The sequence below is a fragment of the Leeuwenhoekiella obamensis genome (assembly GCF_055391795.1).
In genome coordinates this window covers 316058-332353 of record NZ_AP029251.1, presented here as the reverse complement: position 1 = coordinate 332353, position 16296 = coordinate 316058, and the positions used below count along the sequence as shown (strand labels likewise).

The window sequence follows — 16296 nt, the reverse complement described above, 5'->3', positions numbered from 1 at the left end:
GCTGTAGCCAAAACAACACACTTTACCACTATAAAACTTTAGCAACAGCACAACAATTATTGCAGAAACTAAATGTTTATCTTTGAAAGTATAAGTCGCCATAATCCATGAAAATCAAATCCCTTTTACTTCTATTTTTACTCTGTTTCAACACAACTTTATGGGCTCAACAACCTGAAAAATTAAATGCTTCACAGATCTATGAAAAGATCGAAGACCTCAATTTTCTGGGTACTGCGCTGTATATCGCTGCGCATCCTGATGATGAGAACACCACGATGATCTCTTATCTGGCAAATGAGGTGCACGCACGCACGGGATATTTATCATTGACGCGTGGTGACGGTGGCCAGAATTTGATAGGTCCAGAAATTAGAGAATTGCTTGGCGTGATTCGCACAGAAGAGTTGCTTGCCGCTCGCGATATTGATGGTGGCGAACAGCGTTTTTCGCGTGCTAATGATTTTGGGTTTTCAAAACATCCAGACGAGACCTTAGAAATTTGGGATAAAGAAGAAGTGCTGGGTGATGTTGTGTGGGCGATTCGCAATTTTAAACCAGATGTGATCATAAATCGTTTTGATCATCGTACGCCAGGATCAACGCACGGTCACCATACATCTTCGGCGATATTAAGTTATGAAGCTTTTGATCTTGTGGGTGATCCTAAAATGTATCCAGAGCAATTAAAATACACCGAAATTTGGCAACCTAAACGTCAATTTTTAAACACTTCAAGCTGGTTTTACAGAAGCAGAGACGCTTTTGAAAAAGCGATGCAAGACAAAGATCTTGTAAAACTCGACCTTGGCGTTTACTACCCCAGCGCTGGTCTGAGCAATAATGAAATCTCGTCGTTAAGTCGCAGTGAGCACAAGTCTCAGGGAATGGGCAACACCGGATCTCGCGGCAGTCAGCAAGAATTTCTTGAACTCATTAATGGTGATGAGACCACTAATAATAATATTTTCGCCGGTATTGACACTTCCTGGGGTCGTGTAGAAGGTGGCAAAGCCATAGGCGATATTCTTTACGCAGTTCAAAAAAAATATGATCATAACGATCCTGCGGCAAGTTTGCCAGAGTTGATAAAAGCCTATAATCTCATCCAGAATCTGTCAGATAAACATTGGCGAACGCTTAAAGAAAAGCAGATCAAAGAAGTGATTGTTGCTTGCGCTGGTCTTTATCTTGAAGCGGTTACAGATAGACAAACCGCCACAAAGAACGAAGACGTAACCCTTAGAATTGAAGCGATCAATCGCAGTGATTTCTCAATTAAACTAGATGATATAACTGTTTTGCCTTCCGGCGAAAAGATCGCTGCTAGCACTACCCTAGCCGATAATTCTCGCTTTAATACAAATGCTAATTTTAACACAGGCAATGCCGAATTGACTACACCATATTGGTTAAAAGAAGAAGGAAGCCTGGGCATGTACAAAGTAGATGATCAAGAATTAATAGGCAAACCTGAAACTCCTAGAGCGATCCAGGCACGCTTCAATCTAGACTTCAACGGCACCAAAATCCCTGTAACTAGAACTATTACTTACAAATACAATGATCGCGTAGCTGGTGAAGTTTTTGAACCTTTTGAGATCGTACCACCAGTTTCGGTGGCGATTGATGAGCCGGTAATCATTTTCGCGGAAGCGTCATCAAAAAAAATCGGAGTAAAAGTAACGGCTTACAAAGAAAATCTTAGTACAACCGTTAAGCTAAAAACATCACAAGGTTGGGAAGTTTCGCCTGGGCAGCAAGACATCATCATCGCTCAAAAAGGTGAATCTCAAACGGTGATTTTTGATGTTACTCCGCCTGCAAAACAAGATCAAGGAACCATTGAACCCATCGCTACCATAGATGGTAAAGATTACGATCTTAAGGTTCAGAAAATAGATTATGAGCATATCCCGTTATTAACGTTAAGCCTTTCGGCGAAAGCCAAAGTGGTGCGATTAAACATCGAGAAAAAAGGAAATTACATAGGCTACATAGAAGGTGCTGGCGACGTTGTACCGCAGGGCCTTGAACAGATAGGTTATCAAGTTGCAAAGATCTCGCCCGCAGATGTCACACCAGAATTGCTGAAACAATTTGACGCGGTAGTTGTGGGAATTAGAGCGTATAATGTGAGCCAAGAATTAAAATACAAACAGCCTGCTTTAATGGATTATGTTAAAGATGGCGGCACGATGATCGTGCAGTATAATACTGCTCGCGGTTTTGATTATGATGATATTGGTCCGTATCCTTTATCATTGAGCAGCGACAGGGTTACACGTGAGGATGCTGAAGTGAAAATTTTAGACCCAAATAATGAGTTACTTAACGCGCCAAACAAGATCACAAAGGAAGACTTTGATGGCTGGGTGCAAGAACGCGGATTGTATTTTCCTAATCAGTGGGATGAGCATTACACACCTGTATTTTCTATGCATGACGATAAAGAACCCAATAGTAATGGAAGTTTATTGATCACAAAATATGGCGAGGGTCACTATATTTACACAGGTTTAAGTTTCTTTAGAGAGTTACCTGCTGGTGTTCCTGGAGCATTTAGATTATTTGCGAACATGCTCTCTGTGGGTAAAAACGACGAAAAAATTAAAGGATGAAAAAGATCTTTGGAGATAAATGGCAGTGGTGGTACACCTTGCTTCTTGTAGCAAATGCTATTTATATCATCCTGTTTTATATACTGATGAAGGCCTATTAATATGCAGCAGATAGACTGGATCATACTTAGTGTCACTCTTGCTTTTATTGTGATCTACGGAACTTACAAAACCCGTGGTCGTCGCAATGTTCAGGATTATTTGCGTGGTGGTAATGAAGCAAAATGGTGGACGGTAGGTTTATCTGTTATGGCAACGCAAGCCAGTGCAATTACTTTTTTATCTACGCCAGGACAGGCTTTTAATAGCGGAATGGGATTTGTTCAATTTTATTTTGGACTTCCTATCGCGATGGTTTTGATCTGTATATTCTTTATACCGCTTTACCACAAACTCAACGTTTATACGGCATACGAATATCTCGAAAGTAGATTTGGAATAAAAACTAGATCGCTTGCGGCAATCTTGTTTTTGCTTCAGCGTGGCCTTTCTGCCGGGATCACCATTTTTGCGCCCAGTATAATTCTATCTGCAGTTTTAGGTTGGGATCTTAACACACTTAATATAATCATAGGATTATTAGTGGTGATATACACTGTTTCCGGTGGTACAAAAGCGGTAACTGTAACGCAAAAGCAACAAATGACGATCATTTTTCTTGGGATGTTTGTTGCTTTTTTATTGATCCTTTTTAGACTTCCAGATGATATTTCATTTAATAAAGCGCTTAACATCGCTGGAGCGAGTGGCAAACTAGATGTGCTTGATTTCTCTTTTGATTTTGAGAATCGCTATACCATCTGGAGCGGATTACTAGGTGGAACTTTCTTAATGCTGGCATATTTTGGTACAGATCAAAGTCAGGTGCAACGTTACCTTACAGGTCGTAGCATGCGCGAAATGCAGCTAGGTATGATCTTTAACGGTCTGCTTAAAGTACCTATGCAGTTTTTCATCTTGCTTGTGGGTGTAATGGTTTTTGTTTTTTATCAATTTAATCCCACACCAGTAAACTTTAATCCTGCAGCCGAAGAAGCTGTTATAGGTTCTCCTTACGAGCCAGATTTCTATGCCTTGCAGGGAAAACTTGACGAACTACGTAGTGATAAATCTGATCTTAGTTTTGCTTATGCAAATGCCGCAGACAACCCCGAAAAGCAAAAGGCCTTACGCCAAGGATTAGACAGAATACAAAACGAGGAAGAAACCATTCGCGAACAAGCACGTACATTGATCGCTCAGGTAGATAAACATGTAGAAACTAATGACAAAGATTATGTCTTTATTCACTTCATTCTGCATAATCTGCCGCGTGGTTTTATAGGTCTTTTACTCGCTGTGATCTTATCTGCTGCCATGTCTTCTACCGCCTCAGAACTTAACGCACTTGCCACGACAACAACCATTGATATTTACAAAAGAAGTATAGAACCAGACAAAGACGATCCTCATTATGTAGGCGCTTCAAAATGGTTTACACTAAGCTGGGGAATTCTCGCCGTGCTCATTGCATGTACAGCAAATCTTTTTGACAATCTTATACAGTTAGTGAACATTATCGGTAGTTTATTTTACGGTACAATATTGGGAATATTTATCTGTGCATTCTTTGTAAAAAAAGTGGGCGGAAAAGCCGTTTTCACAGCAGCCATTCTCAGCGAAATAATCGTGATCTCGTTATTCACACTAGATAAATTTGACCTGATCTCACTACCTTATTTATGGCTTAATATGGTAGGCTGCGGTTGTGTTTTTGTGATCGCATTAATTATTCAAAGCACGCTTCCGCGAAATCCTGAAAAACAACTTAGTCTTGAAAACAATTAACTGGGGAATACTAGGCACCGGCAAGATCGCGCACAAATTTGCCACAGATGTTCTTACTGTGAGCAACTCACAGGTTTATGCGGCAGGCTCGCGCTCGCTAGAAAGCGCCACAGATTTTATCAAAGAATTTAATGGCCACAAGGCATACGGCTCTTATGAAGCGCTTGCTCAAGACCCTGATGTAGATATTATTTACATCGCCACACCGCACGTACGTCATTGCGAAGACACCATACTTTGCCTAGAAAATGGCAAACACGTGCTTTGTGAGAAACCATTTGCCATGAACGCTCAGCAAGTTGAGCAGATGATCGCTTCCGCGAAAAAGAATAACAAATTTCTCATGGAAGCATTATGGACACGCATGATGCCCTTTTTCCTTTTTATAGAAGAAGAGATCAAATCTGGCAAATACGGAAAGATCCAAAGCATCACTGCAGATTTCTGCTTCCCTGCTCCTTTTGATCCAGATGGCAGACTTTTTAATAAAGCCCTGGGCGGCGGCGCGCTTCTAGATGTTGGGATCTATCCGGTGTTTTTTGCACTTGCGCTTATGGGTGAACCCAGCGAAATTTTGGCGAAAGCCAAAATAGGAAAAACCGGTGTAGACGAGTTTACCGAAATGACTTTCACATATCCTGATGGAGCAAAAGCCCACCTCAACGGCGGTGTCACACAACAATCTCCCACGGTTGCGACCATCATTTTAGAAAACGGAATGATCTACGTTCCCACACGATTTCACCACAGCGACACAGTCACGACGGTGCTAGACGGCATTAAAGTAGATCATGATTTTTCGCACGGCGCACGCGGTTATAATTATGAGATCGCGCACGCTGCAGATTGCATAAGAAACGGCAAGACCGAGAGCGATCTTATGACGCACGACCTCAGCCGACTTATTATCAAAACGCTAGATACTGTGAGAGAAAAGATCGACCTGCATTATTAAAATATATTCGCTTTCGCGAAAAGAACTACGCCGCTGTTTTATCATCAAATCAGCGGCTTTTTTATTTAACTTTAAGCTATAGAACTAAAATAAAACCATGCAATTAAAACATAAAGACCTGACGGTAACCATTGATGCTGGCGAACTCGTTGGGTTTACAAAAGAAGATAAACAATACATCCATCAAAAGGGAACTCCCGGTTGGGGAAGCAGCGACACCGAAATGTTCCCAATCATCGGGCCAACGGCAAATGCAGATTTTAAAGTAAAAACTCCGCGTGGAGAAGCTGTGATGGATCAGCATGGTTTATATAGAGAACTAACGTATTCTTTAAAAGCGAAAACAGAAACAACTGCTGTTTACGAGAAAAGCTACACCGCAAACACTAAAGTCAAAAACTCAAAATTCCCCAAAAAATCTACTGAAGAATGGCTTCACTGGCCGTATGATTTTAAAGTAGAAAAGCACTTTGAGCTTAGTGATGATAATCTTAAAATCTATTTTAAGATCTATGCCGCAGATGAAATGCCATATATGCTAGGCTATCATCCTGCTTTTAATCTAGAAACTGACGATGTTACCATAACCGCAAACGGCAAAACGATCACGCTAGCCGATGTTATGGCTGTGGGAGATAGAGCGTATCACGTTGCAAATTGCTCTTCAGTAATCTTACAAGATTCTAAAAAAATAGAAATCACTTCAGAGGGTTTTGGTGATTTTATGCTTTGGAGCCCTACGCCAAACATGATCTGTATTGAACCCATTACATTCTATCCATACGCTGTAAATCAACTGAACCTTAATGAAGGTTTTAGAACTTTTGGCGAAAGCCAAAACACATACAGCTTAACCTTAAAGCCACTTTAAAAATGAAAAAACTAATTTTTACGCTTGCCTTGATCTATTGCTCAACTGCATTATTTGCGCAGCGCGGTAAAGTGTTTGACGAACTTTCGCTCCCTAGTAAGATCCTTAAAATGGATCGTAAATATGCGGTGTATCTTCCGCCAGACTATGAGACTTCTGGACGTAGTTATCCTGTTTTGTATTTGTTGCACGGCGCTGGCGATGATCAGACGGGTTGGGTGCAATTTGGTGAAGTTTTACGCATTACAGACGATGCGATAAAAGATGGCACGGCCACGCCTATGATCATTGTGATGCCTGATGCAGATACTAAAGTGCGTGGATATTTTAATACCATTGATGAGTCATGGAATTATGAGGATTTTTTCTTTGAGGAGTTTATGCCTTTTATAGAGAATAAATATCGGGTAAAGAAGGAGCGCCGTTTTAGAGCGATCGCTGGTTTATCTATGGGTGGTGGCGGCACTTTAATGTACGCAATGCATCATCCTGAGTTGTTTTCTTCGGTGTGCCCGCTAAGTGCTTACGTTGGTCCGCTTACACACGATCAGCTTAAAGAACGTCTAGATAGATCTGAAACAAAATATAAAGAGGCTGACATCAAACCGTATTTTGAAAAACACAATGCCGTAGAACTTGCTAAAAGTATGGATGCAAAAGAGCTTTCTTCCATTCGCTGGTATATAGATTGCGGCGATGATGACTTCCTTTATGAAGGCAATAGTTTATTGCACATGGCCATGCGTAAAAACAAAATCCCGCATGAGTATCGCGTGAGAGAAGGTGCGCATAACTGGACGTATTGGAGAGAATCACTCCCCGAAGTGCTCAAGTTTGTGTCTGATGCTTTTCATCAATATTAAGAACAAAAAAATGCGCTTTGAGAAAAGCGCATTTTTTATATCGTGTGTTTTTATTTCGCTTTAAGCGAAAAGAACTTATTGCTGTTGTAGCTCTACATTTTGCAACACCGCTGGTATTTGTGACGGCATCACCTGTTTTGCAACAATCTTCTTGTCTGCATCTAAAATATAGATCTGCGGAAAAGTTGTAATATTATATTGTGCGCCCAGTTTATCTGCAAGTTCTTCACTTTCTGGGATGGTCATCTTCCAGAAGTAATCACGCTCTTTTTTTACAAGTTGAAGCTTATCCATCTTTGTGTTGAACGCTACGCCAAGAATGGTAACAGTTTCTGGTAATTGCTCGCGTGTTTTCTTAAAATCATCTGCCGCCTGCTGACAGTGATCGCAATCTGGATCCATAAAGAAAACCACTGTGTATTTTGAATCTACATCGTACAGTGAATATTCTTTACCAGTAGACTCTATCACATTAAAATCTTGAGCCGGCATACCTACAAGACTCGTCTTTAATTGCTCAACATTTGCTTTAATTCTGTCAAGGTTTTCTTGATCTGCCCATGGCGCATCGCCGCTTAGATAATATTTGTTCGCAAGGTGAACATACACACCGTCGTAACCCATTCTTTTGCTAGAAGCAAATTGATTAAAAAGATTTACAAGCGTGTATTTGTAAACTTCCTCGTTGGCCTTAGATTTCTCGATAACCTCATCTGCAGCAACCTTTAAAGAATCTACCGCCGGAAAAGTCAATCGCTGTAAATACGTATCTATCGTACGCTGATATAAAGGTGTGCGAATAACCCACTCTTGATCAAAAGGCACATTGTCTAAATAATGATCCTTAAAATAATAATACGCCGCCTCCTTATTATCTTCTATCGCTGCAGGAACTTCAGGCTCTTTGCTCATGCTCATCATTCTCACAAAAAGATTATCAGGGTGCTCTGCGATCATTTTATCTACAAACGTTGCATACTCTGCATTAATAGCATCAACATCTGCAGTACCTTCTGCTTGACCAGCATTTTGGCGCGCATCGCTCATCTTTTTAACGATCTGCATGTTATCATACTTCAACTCGTTAGAAAGAGAATTTTTTGCCGTCATGGTAAACATAAGATCAGATCTATCTGCAGTTACATTAAGATCTTCACCGTCATAAATAAACTCTCCATATTCATTATTAGGAGGAAAAACCACCATATACAAACCTTTCTTTAAACTGTCGTTTGTATACGTTGCCTCACCTTTATCATCAAGATGAATTACCGTATTATCGCCTTTATCACCTATAAAGTACTGCTTATCTCCCAGATAATATCCTATCATCAAACTATCGTTTGCAGCACCATTAATCTTAAAATGAACATTAGCACCTTCAGCTGAATCCTCACCACATGAGATCATGCAAAATACAGCCAGTGCGATCAATAAAAATCTAGACATTCGTTGTTTGAATTTTTTAATTAAAGCGTGAAAATTAAACAAAATAAAACAGGCATTACCGCTCCGCACAGATAAACTTCATAATTATGATCACAGCAGTGATGATCTTTATTTTTTGGCTGCAGCCAAAAGACAAAAACCTTATCAACTCTCCTCTTCCAGAAGTTCTAGAATTGCATCTATCTCTTCGCTTAAAGGCAAATAATGCTCTGCCGAAGTTGTGATACCGGTAAGGATAAAAAGTAGCAGCGCATTCTCAAACTCACGCGAACTCAAAACCGCCGCATTACTATCATGTTCTTGAAGTGTGGGGATGAGCAAAGCGTTCTCGCTAATACTTGTAAGATCTAGTACCGTGCGAATGCTGCCATTTGCATTTCTAAAAGCTTCAATGGTATTTTGTCGCTCTTGCGAAAGGGTTTCTTCTTGTCGCTGCACGCTAAGCACATGACTTTCCCAAGCGGTGAGATGCATTCTCAACTCAGAATTATTGATGTCTTTGAGATTGCCAGAGTTGAGCAATTCTCGCAACATAGAATTTGTAGGGTTAAAATAGGTCTCATTCGCAAAAGATTTGTACATCAACGTTGCTAGCTCCTCTTCGCCAGGAATACTATCGCCATGCATATAATTGACAAGCTTTTTCGCCATCTCATAATTCTGCATATTCACATCCATGAGAATAGCGAGCTTGGCTTTATTCAGTTTGAATTCGGTTTTTAAACCGGCGAGGTAAAAATCTTCTCGCTTACTTGCCGCGCTATTTTCTGAAATATTATTAATTCCCACAGCGATGAGAATACCTATTACGATCAAGACAATTTCGCCTACAGCATAAAGCAAATATTTACTGATCTTATTACTGGCTATAAATTTCTTTCGGGCTTTTTTAAAGATGCTTTTCATGACAATTTACTCTGTATTGATCTTCAATGCGGTTGTAAAAAGTTTTGCCTCTTTTTTTCTTCCGCGCAAAGCGACCGTTCCCAGCGCAGTGATCTGGTAAGAGTTGTTTTCATGCAAATGAGAATAAAAAGATTGCGTTATAATATTGTCTACTGCATAACTGTTGCAAAGCGATTGTATGCGAGCCGTGGCGTTAAGAACATCGCCGGTATAGAGAATTTCTTTCTTAACTTTGCCTATCTCTCCCGCTGTAACAGAGCCGCAATGTATGCCGGCTTTAAATGTTGGGCTTTCGCCAAAGGTTTTCTCATACCATTCTGCCTTTTCCAGAAGTCTGTACTTCATCTCATAAAAACAATCTAGCACACAACGCGCCTGAAAGTTCTTCTTCAATGGCCACGAAAGCACAAGCTCATCACCTACATATTGATAGACTTCGCCATAATTGTTGATCACCGCCTCAGAAATATCATCGTAGTATTGCTTTAAAAACTCAAAGTATTTGCTGTGTCCTAAACGTTCTGCGATGGTTGTTGAAGATTTCATATCCAGAAACATAAAAACCCGTTTCTCTTGAATAGGCGCATGATATTTACCGGTAAAAAAATCGAGCATTACCTCATGACCTACATGTGCTCTAATCTCAACATAGAAGAAACAGGCAAAAAGCGTCACCGCCATTTGAAGCATGGTGCTGTAAAACGTCTGACTTCCTAAAAATTCTTCTGTTCGCTCTAAGATCGCACTATCAAAAAGTGAAATTTGTTGTTCTATACTTGCCGCAACAGGATACGCGATGCCAATGATCAAGACCATCAACCCGGCATACAATAGGGTTTTGAAGATTATTTTTTTTACTAAAGGCTTACGCGAAAAGACTTTTTGCAGAAGAAAATTCTCAATTGCACCAACAATAAATCCTACAATCGTTACCGCTATCATCGCGTAGGTAAAAACATAAATATCTACCTTGATAGCAGACTTTGCGATCTCTTGCTGATTTTGCGTAGCAGCAAATTCTATAAACATAAAGATCATTCCCAATACTAGCCAAATAACCGGGAATGGTAGAATTTGATAAAAATTGCGCTTCGCCCTTGGGCTGATCATATACCTTAAGTTGAATCTCTAAAGGTATATTTTTTTATAAAAACTTAAAATTGAGTATTTAAAGACCTACTTCTTCGACTTTATGGTCTTCTATAAGCTGCATGATCTCTTCTGGAGAGAGGTATAATTTTTTAATTCGGGCTTTGTATATCGGCGAGATCTTAGCATGGTTAAGAATAAAATCTTTAGTCTTTAAAATATATTCTCCCATGCCGTGAGCCACAGCATAAGTATCTGCTGCTCGTTCTACTTCTTGAATATGCCCTTTGCTGTAAAGATATTTAGCTCCAAAAACAAGCATACCTAGATTACTGCGCTCCATATAATCAACCACATGACCTAGTTCATGTCCCAGCCAACCTATAAGCACATCACTAGGAATATTTGTGATCTTAAAAGTCTCATCATCAATTTTGACTTTCTTACTGATCAAGATAATGTAAGCGCGATCTTTTTTATTCTTAAAAAAGCTAGACCACGTAGGCTGTGCTTGCATTGTAGATTTCTTAATATCCTTCTTAAATTGAAATGTGATGGATGTATCCTTCAATTCTGGATAATAAGACAGCGCTTTTAACGCCTCTTTCTCAATAGACTTTGGTATTACTTTATTTTTAAAGTCGGTAGTATTCATGCCTAGCAAAATAAAAAACAAAAAACCAAGCCAATGTTAACATGCTGGTAAAATAAGTTAAGGTAGGTTAAGCCTAAAAAATGCCTAATTTTGCACGCCTGTTTTTAAGAGCCATGACGATAACTGCATACACAAGAGAATTCAAAAAAAACCTTCATCTCGCATTTCCTATAATGCTGGGGCAACTAGGTCATGTGATGGTGGCGCTTGCAGATAACATCATGGTAGGTAGACTGGGCGCTGCGCCACTTGCAGCGGTTTCTTTGGGCAACAGTCTTGTGTTTATCGCCATGTCGTTAGGTATTGGCTTTTCATTTGCGATCACACCGCTTATCGCAGAGACAGATGGCGCTAAAGATCTCGCTCTGGGGCGAAATTACTTCCAGCACGGTATCATTATGTGTGGCATTAATGGCATTATGTTATTTGTCGCTTTGCTTTTTGCTAAACCCTTGCTCAATCACATGGATCAACCGCCAGAAGTGGTTGCACTTGCCATCCCGTATATGGAAGTGATCGCATTTTCATTGATCCCGTTAATGATATTCCAAGCATTTAAACAATTTGCAGATGGTTTATCTAACACGAGATTTGCGATGTATGCAACACTTGCAGCAAATGTGGTAAATGTACTTTTCAACTATTTATTGATCTACGGTAAATTAGGCTTCCCAGAAATGGGATTAGTTGGCGCTGGTTATGGAACGCTGATCTCACGTATTTTTATGGTTTTGCTGTTGATCTTTATCTTAAAGAATAGAACCAAATTCAAACCTTATTTTGAATTCAAGTATTTCAAGAATTTGAGATGGTCTGTCTTTAAACGTTTATTTCTACTAGGTTTCCCCACGGCTTTACAAATGTTCTTTGAAGTCGCGCTGTTCACTAGTTGCATTTTCCTTTCAGGGATTCTGGGTACAAACGCTCAAGCAGCAAACCAGATCGCACTTAATCTTGCTTCAATGACGTTTATGATTGCGACAGGTTTTGGCGTTACAGCCACAATACGCGTAGGTAATCAAAAAGGGATGAAAGACTTTCCAAACCTGCGTCGCATTGCATTTTCGCTCTTCTTGCAAGTATTCTTGATCATGGGCGTTTTTGCATTGGGCTTTATCGCTTTAAAAAATATCCTTCCCGCATTTTACATTGACAATGCAGAGGTAGTTTATATCGCCTCACAATTATTGATCATCGCAGCCATCTTTCAGCTTAGTGATGGTTTGCAGGTGGTGATCTTAGGTTCGCTTCGTGGACTGCAAGATGTTACCGTACCGATGGTGATTTGCTTCATCGCATACTGGATTGTTGGTTTTCCTGTGGCGTGGTATTTTGGCAAAGAAGATATCATGGGCAGCCAAGGAATTTGGCTGGGTCTTTTTGCTGGGTTGACCACTTCTGCCCTATTGCTTTTTATACGTTTCAATCAGTTGAGTAAAAAGCAGATCGCAAATTTTAATTTGGCTTAAAGCCAAAAAACCGCAGCGACCTTTTCGATAAAAATCTTAAAGATCTACATCCAGATTTTTACAAAACTTTTGCAGTTATTAACAGCCTGAAAGGAGTTTAACCCTATTCATATTCACCTGCTTTACGGTATATTTGTGCTAAAACTAGCACAATGCTTATTCCCTTTAATGAACTACCTGGAGATGCCAGGATCTGGATATATCAAGCCGATAGAAAATTTGAAGAAAATGAGGAACCTCAACTCAAAGAAGACCTCGAAACTTTCTTAACCCAATGGACGGCACATGGCTCTAGCCTGCATGCCGGTGTGACTATTGAGCATCAAAGATTTATAATTATAGGTCTAGATCAAGAAATGGCTGCTGCCAGCGGTTGTAGTATTGATTCTCAAGTGAGATTCATTCAACAATTAGAACAAAAATATAACGTTGAACTTCTAGACAAGATGAACGTTACTTATTTTCAAAACGAGCGCGTGCACTACAAACCATTACTTGATTTTAAGAAAATGGCAAAAGATGGCGCGGTAGGAAAGAAAACTATAGTTTTCAACAATTTAGTAAATACAAAAGAAGAATTTGAAGAGCATTGGCAAGTGCCTGCAATAGAAAGCTGGCATGCTCGTTTCTTTAAATAAAAAATATATGCAGAGATTTTTTGCGATCCTTACCTTCTTGCTGATCAGCAGTACGCTTTTCGCTCAGGGTAAGAATCCTTTGATGGTGAGAGAACTGAGTGAGCAACAAGCTTGGGTTGACAGTGTTTACAACAGCATGGACCTTAGAGAAAAAATAGGTCAACTGTTTATGCCCATGGTCTTCAGCAATGGCTCTAAGGCAGATTTGCAGTATGTAGAATCGCTGGTTAAAAACTACAACATAGGCGGAATTATCTATTCTAAAGGTGGTCCCATTCGCCAAGCGAAACTCAACAATAAGTTGCAGGCTAAAGCCAAAATCCCAATGCTCATCTCAATGGATGCAGAATGGGGATTGAGCATGCGCCTAGACAGCACTTATGCCTTCCCGTGGAATATGACACTGGGCGCCATTAAAGATGATGAGATCGTAAAAGAAGTAGGCTACAGAATTGGTGAACATTGCAAACGTCTGGGCGTACACATGAATTTTGCTCCAGATGTAGACATCAATATCAATCCAGAAAATCCCATTATTGGTAACAGAAGTTTTGGTTCAGATAAAGTGAATGTTACGGCTAAGGCAAAAGCTTTTCTTCAAGGAATGCAAGAAGCCGGAGTTTTAGGCAGCATAAAACACTTTCCTGGTCATGGCGATACAGATCAAGATTCGCACAAAACACTTCCTACGATCCCCTTTTCGCGCAAGCGTCTAGATGATGTTGAGATGTATCCGTATAAACCGCTTATTGATGCCGGCGTTGCCAGCGTGATGGTTGCGCACCTCAACGTTCCTGCATTAGAGAGCAGAAAAGGTTATCCTACTTCGCTTTCAAAAAAGGTTGTGACAGATATTTTGCAAGACAGTCTTAAATTTCAAGGATTGATCTTTACTGACGCGTTGAATATGAAGGGCGCGTCTAATTTTAGTGGTTCGGGCGAGGTAGATTTGCAAGCCTTTAAAGCGGGTAATGATATTTTGCTTATCAGCGAAAATATTCCTGCCGGGATTGACCGTCTCGAGAAAGCATACAATGACGGTGAGATCACAGAAACCCGACTTAGTAAAAGCGTAAGAAAGATTCTTTTTGCTAAATATAAAGTGGGTTTAAATGATTATCAACCAGTAAAAATTGAAAATCTATACGAAGATCTTCACACGCCGGAAGATGAAGTTGTGTATCGTAAAGCCATAAGTGCGGCGATCACGGTTTTAAAGAATGACGAAGCCATTTTACCGGTAAAAGATCTTGACAAAAAGAAAATAGCTTATGTAAAATTAGGCGACGACAGTGGTTCTGCATTTTACAAGCAGATGAAAAAATACGCTGACGTTACAGAGATCACTACAAACGATTTTCAGGATCTAAGAACAAAGCTTAAAGATTTTAATTATGTGATCTTTGGCTTTCACAGAAGTAACGACAACCCGTGGAAATCTTACAAACTTTCTTCACAACAGATCAATTGGATAGAAAGCATCGCTGCAGAAAAACCTGTAGTTCTTGATCTTTTTGTAAGACCATACGCGCTGATGGATTTCAACAATACCACAAACATTAAAGGTATTGTGATGTCGTATCAAAATAGCGATACCGCTCAAGAATTAAGCGCTCAGATGATCTTTGGTTCGCATGGAAGTAACGGTAAACTGCCTGTTGATCTAGGTATAGATTTCCCGGTGCATACCAGTTATGAAATTGGGACTTTAAGAAGACTTCAATATGGCATCCCTGAAGAGGTGAAAATGGATGGCGAGAAGCTTAAAAAGATTGACACACTTGTGGAAGCCGGAATTAAGCAAGTGATGTTTCCTGGTGCGCAAGTTCTTGTAGCCCGCAATGGCAAAGTCATCTATGAAAAGGCTTTTGGCAATCACACCTACACAAAAGATGAAAAAGTAGACCTTGACGATGTTTATGATCTAGCCTCAATGACAAAGATCCTTGCAACGTTACCTATGCTTATGGAGCGTTACGACAATGGTAAGATCAGTCTTAACACTAAACTGGGCGAAATTTTACCTGTTCTTAAAGGTTCAAACAAAGAGAATATTACTGTAAAGGCCGTTCTAAGTCACTATGGGCGTTTAGCACCATGGATCCCTTTTTACACGGCAACACTAGATGGCGGCAAACCAGCAAAAGCATATTACCACACACGCCCTGATGAGAAATTTGACCTCAAAGTTGCTGAAGCTTTGTACATGCGTCATGATTATCAGGATAGTATAATCAAGGTTATTGCAGATAGTGATCTTCTAAGCAGATCGCAATATAAATACAGCGACCTTTCATATTATCTGTTTAAAAAATATTTAGAAGACACTTCTGGTAAAGATCTAAATCAGCTTACGCAAGAAACCTATTATTCTAAATTAGGAGCGTATCGTTTAGGGTATTTACCGCTAAATCGTTTTGGCAAAAGCCAAATAATCCCAACCGAAAATGATCAAGCCTACAGAATGCAGCAATTACTTGGTTACGTGCATGATCAAGGGGCAGCGATGCAAGGCGGAATAGGCGGTCACGCAGGTTTGTTTGGCAATGCTAATGATGTGGCAAAAATGATGCAGATGTATTTGCAAAATGGTTACTACGGCGGTAAACGATTCTTTAGTAAAGAAACCATGACCGACTTCAACACGAGATACTACGAAAGTCAAAATGTGCGCCGTGGTGTAGGTTTTGACAAACAACAACTCTCTGGTGGCGGCCCTACTTGTGGTTGCGTTTCAGATGAAAGTTTTGGTCACAGTGGTTTTACAGGCACACTTACATGGGCAGATCCTAAAACAGGGATCATCTATGTTTTCTTGTCTAACCGTGTGCATCCTTACGCCACAAACAGAAAGCTAATTTCTTCTGGCTTACGATCAGATATACAGCAGGTAATAGAAGACGCTATCCTTTAAAGGTTAAATATTCTTTTAAAGTATGGTAAGTACGTTTTT

The 16296-nt window shown here is 40.0% G+C and carries 12 protein-coding genes; 8 read left to right on the top strand and 4 right to left on the bottom strand.

Features of this window, described 5'->3' with window-relative positions:
- Positions 1 to 107: 107 nt before the first annotated feature.
- The 5 genes from ACZ5L8_RS01555 (at position 108) to ACZ5L8_RS01535 (ending at position 7137) form a co-directional block, all read left to right on the top strand.
- Positions 108 to 2621, top strand: a complete 2514-nt coding sequence (locus ACZ5L8_RS01555; protein WP_464439263.1) for a PIG-L family deacetylase — start codon at positions 108 to 110, stop codon at positions 2619 to 2621.
- Positions 2622 to 2723: 102 nt separating this feature from the next.
- Positions 2724 to 4448, top strand: a complete 1725-nt coding sequence (locus ACZ5L8_RS01550) for a sodium:solute symporter family protein (RefSeq protein ID WP_464439261.1) — start codon at positions 2724 to 2726, stop codon at positions 4446 to 4448.
- Positions 4435 to 5403 carry a Gfo/Idh/MocA family protein gene (locus ACZ5L8_RS01545; protein WP_464439260.1) on the top strand — a complete coding sequence of 323 codons (969 nt, stop codon included), beginning with the start codon at positions 4435 to 4437 and terminating at the stop codon, positions 5401 to 5403. Before ACZ5L8_RS01550 ends, ACZ5L8_RS01545 begins: the two co-directional genes overlap by 14 nt.
- Positions 5404 to 5500: 97 nt before the next feature.
- Positions 5501 to 6274: an aldose epimerase family protein gene (locus ACZ5L8_RS01540; RefSeq protein WP_464439259.1), complete on the top strand. Its 774-nt coding sequence runs from the start codon at positions 5501 to 5503 to the stop codon at positions 6272 to 6274.
- A 2-nt stretch (positions 6275 to 6276) separates the two neighbouring features.
- On the top strand, positions 6277 to 7137 hold the full coding sequence (locus ACZ5L8_RS01535) for an alpha/beta hydrolase (protein ID WP_464439258.1): 861 nt from the start codon (positions 6277 to 6279) through the stop codon (positions 7135 to 7137).
- Between the two features lie 75 nt (positions 7138 to 7212).
- Here ACZ5L8_RS01535 and ACZ5L8_RS01530 read toward each other — a convergent pair whose 3' ends face one another.
- The 4 genes from ACZ5L8_RS01530 to ACZ5L8_RS01515 all read right to left on the bottom strand — a co-directional run bounded on the left by ACZ5L8_RS01530 (position 7213) and on the right by ACZ5L8_RS01515 (position 11236).
- Entirely contained in the window at positions 7213 to 8586 is a 1374-nt protein-coding gene (locus ACZ5L8_RS01530; protein ID WP_464439256.1) for a DUF5106 domain-containing protein, read from the bottom strand.
- A 144-nt stretch (positions 8587 to 8730) separates the two neighbouring features.
- Entirely contained in the window at positions 8731 to 9492 is a 762-nt protein-coding gene (locus ACZ5L8_RS01525) for a DUF6090 family protein (RefSeq protein ID WP_464439254.1), read from the bottom strand.
- Positions 9493 to 9498: 6 nt separating this feature from the next.
- The gene (locus ACZ5L8_RS01520) at positions 9499 to 10602 is read right to left on the bottom strand and encodes an adenylate/guanylate cyclase domain-containing protein (protein WP_464439253.1); all 1104 of its coding nucleotides are present in this window, start codon (positions 10600 to 10602) and stop codon (positions 9499 to 9501) included.
- Positions 10603 to 10660: 58 nt separating this feature from the next.
- Positions 10661 to 11236 (bottom strand): M48 family metalloprotease, encoded by a 576-nt coding sequence (locus tag ACZ5L8_RS01515; protein WP_464439252.1) that lies wholly within the window; start codon positions 11234 to 11236, stop codon positions 10661 to 10663.
- Positions 11237 to 11349: 113 nt separating this feature from the next.
- On the opposite strand from ACZ5L8_RS01515, the gene ACZ5L8_RS01510 reads away from it, so the two are divergent.
- From ACZ5L8_RS01510 to ACZ5L8_RS01500, 3 genes are all read left to right on the top strand, one after another.
- Positions 11350 to 12705: an MATE family efflux transporter gene (locus ACZ5L8_RS01510; RefSeq protein ID WP_464440899.1), complete on the top strand. Its 1356-nt coding sequence runs from the start codon at positions 11350 to 11352 to the stop codon at positions 12703 to 12705.
- A gap of 152 nt (positions 12706 to 12857) precedes the next feature.
- Entirely contained in the window at positions 12858 to 13343 is a 486-nt protein-coding gene (locus ACZ5L8_RS01505; protein WP_464439250.1) for an ABC transporter ATPase, read from the top strand.
- A gap of 7 nt (positions 13344 to 13350) precedes the next feature.
- Positions 13351 to 16257 (top strand): glycoside hydrolase family 3 N-terminal domain-containing protein, encoded by a 2907-nt coding sequence (locus ACZ5L8_RS01500; protein ID WP_464439249.1) that lies wholly within the window; start codon positions 13351 to 13353, stop codon positions 16255 to 16257.
- Positions 16258 to 16296: the final 39 nt, after the last annotated feature.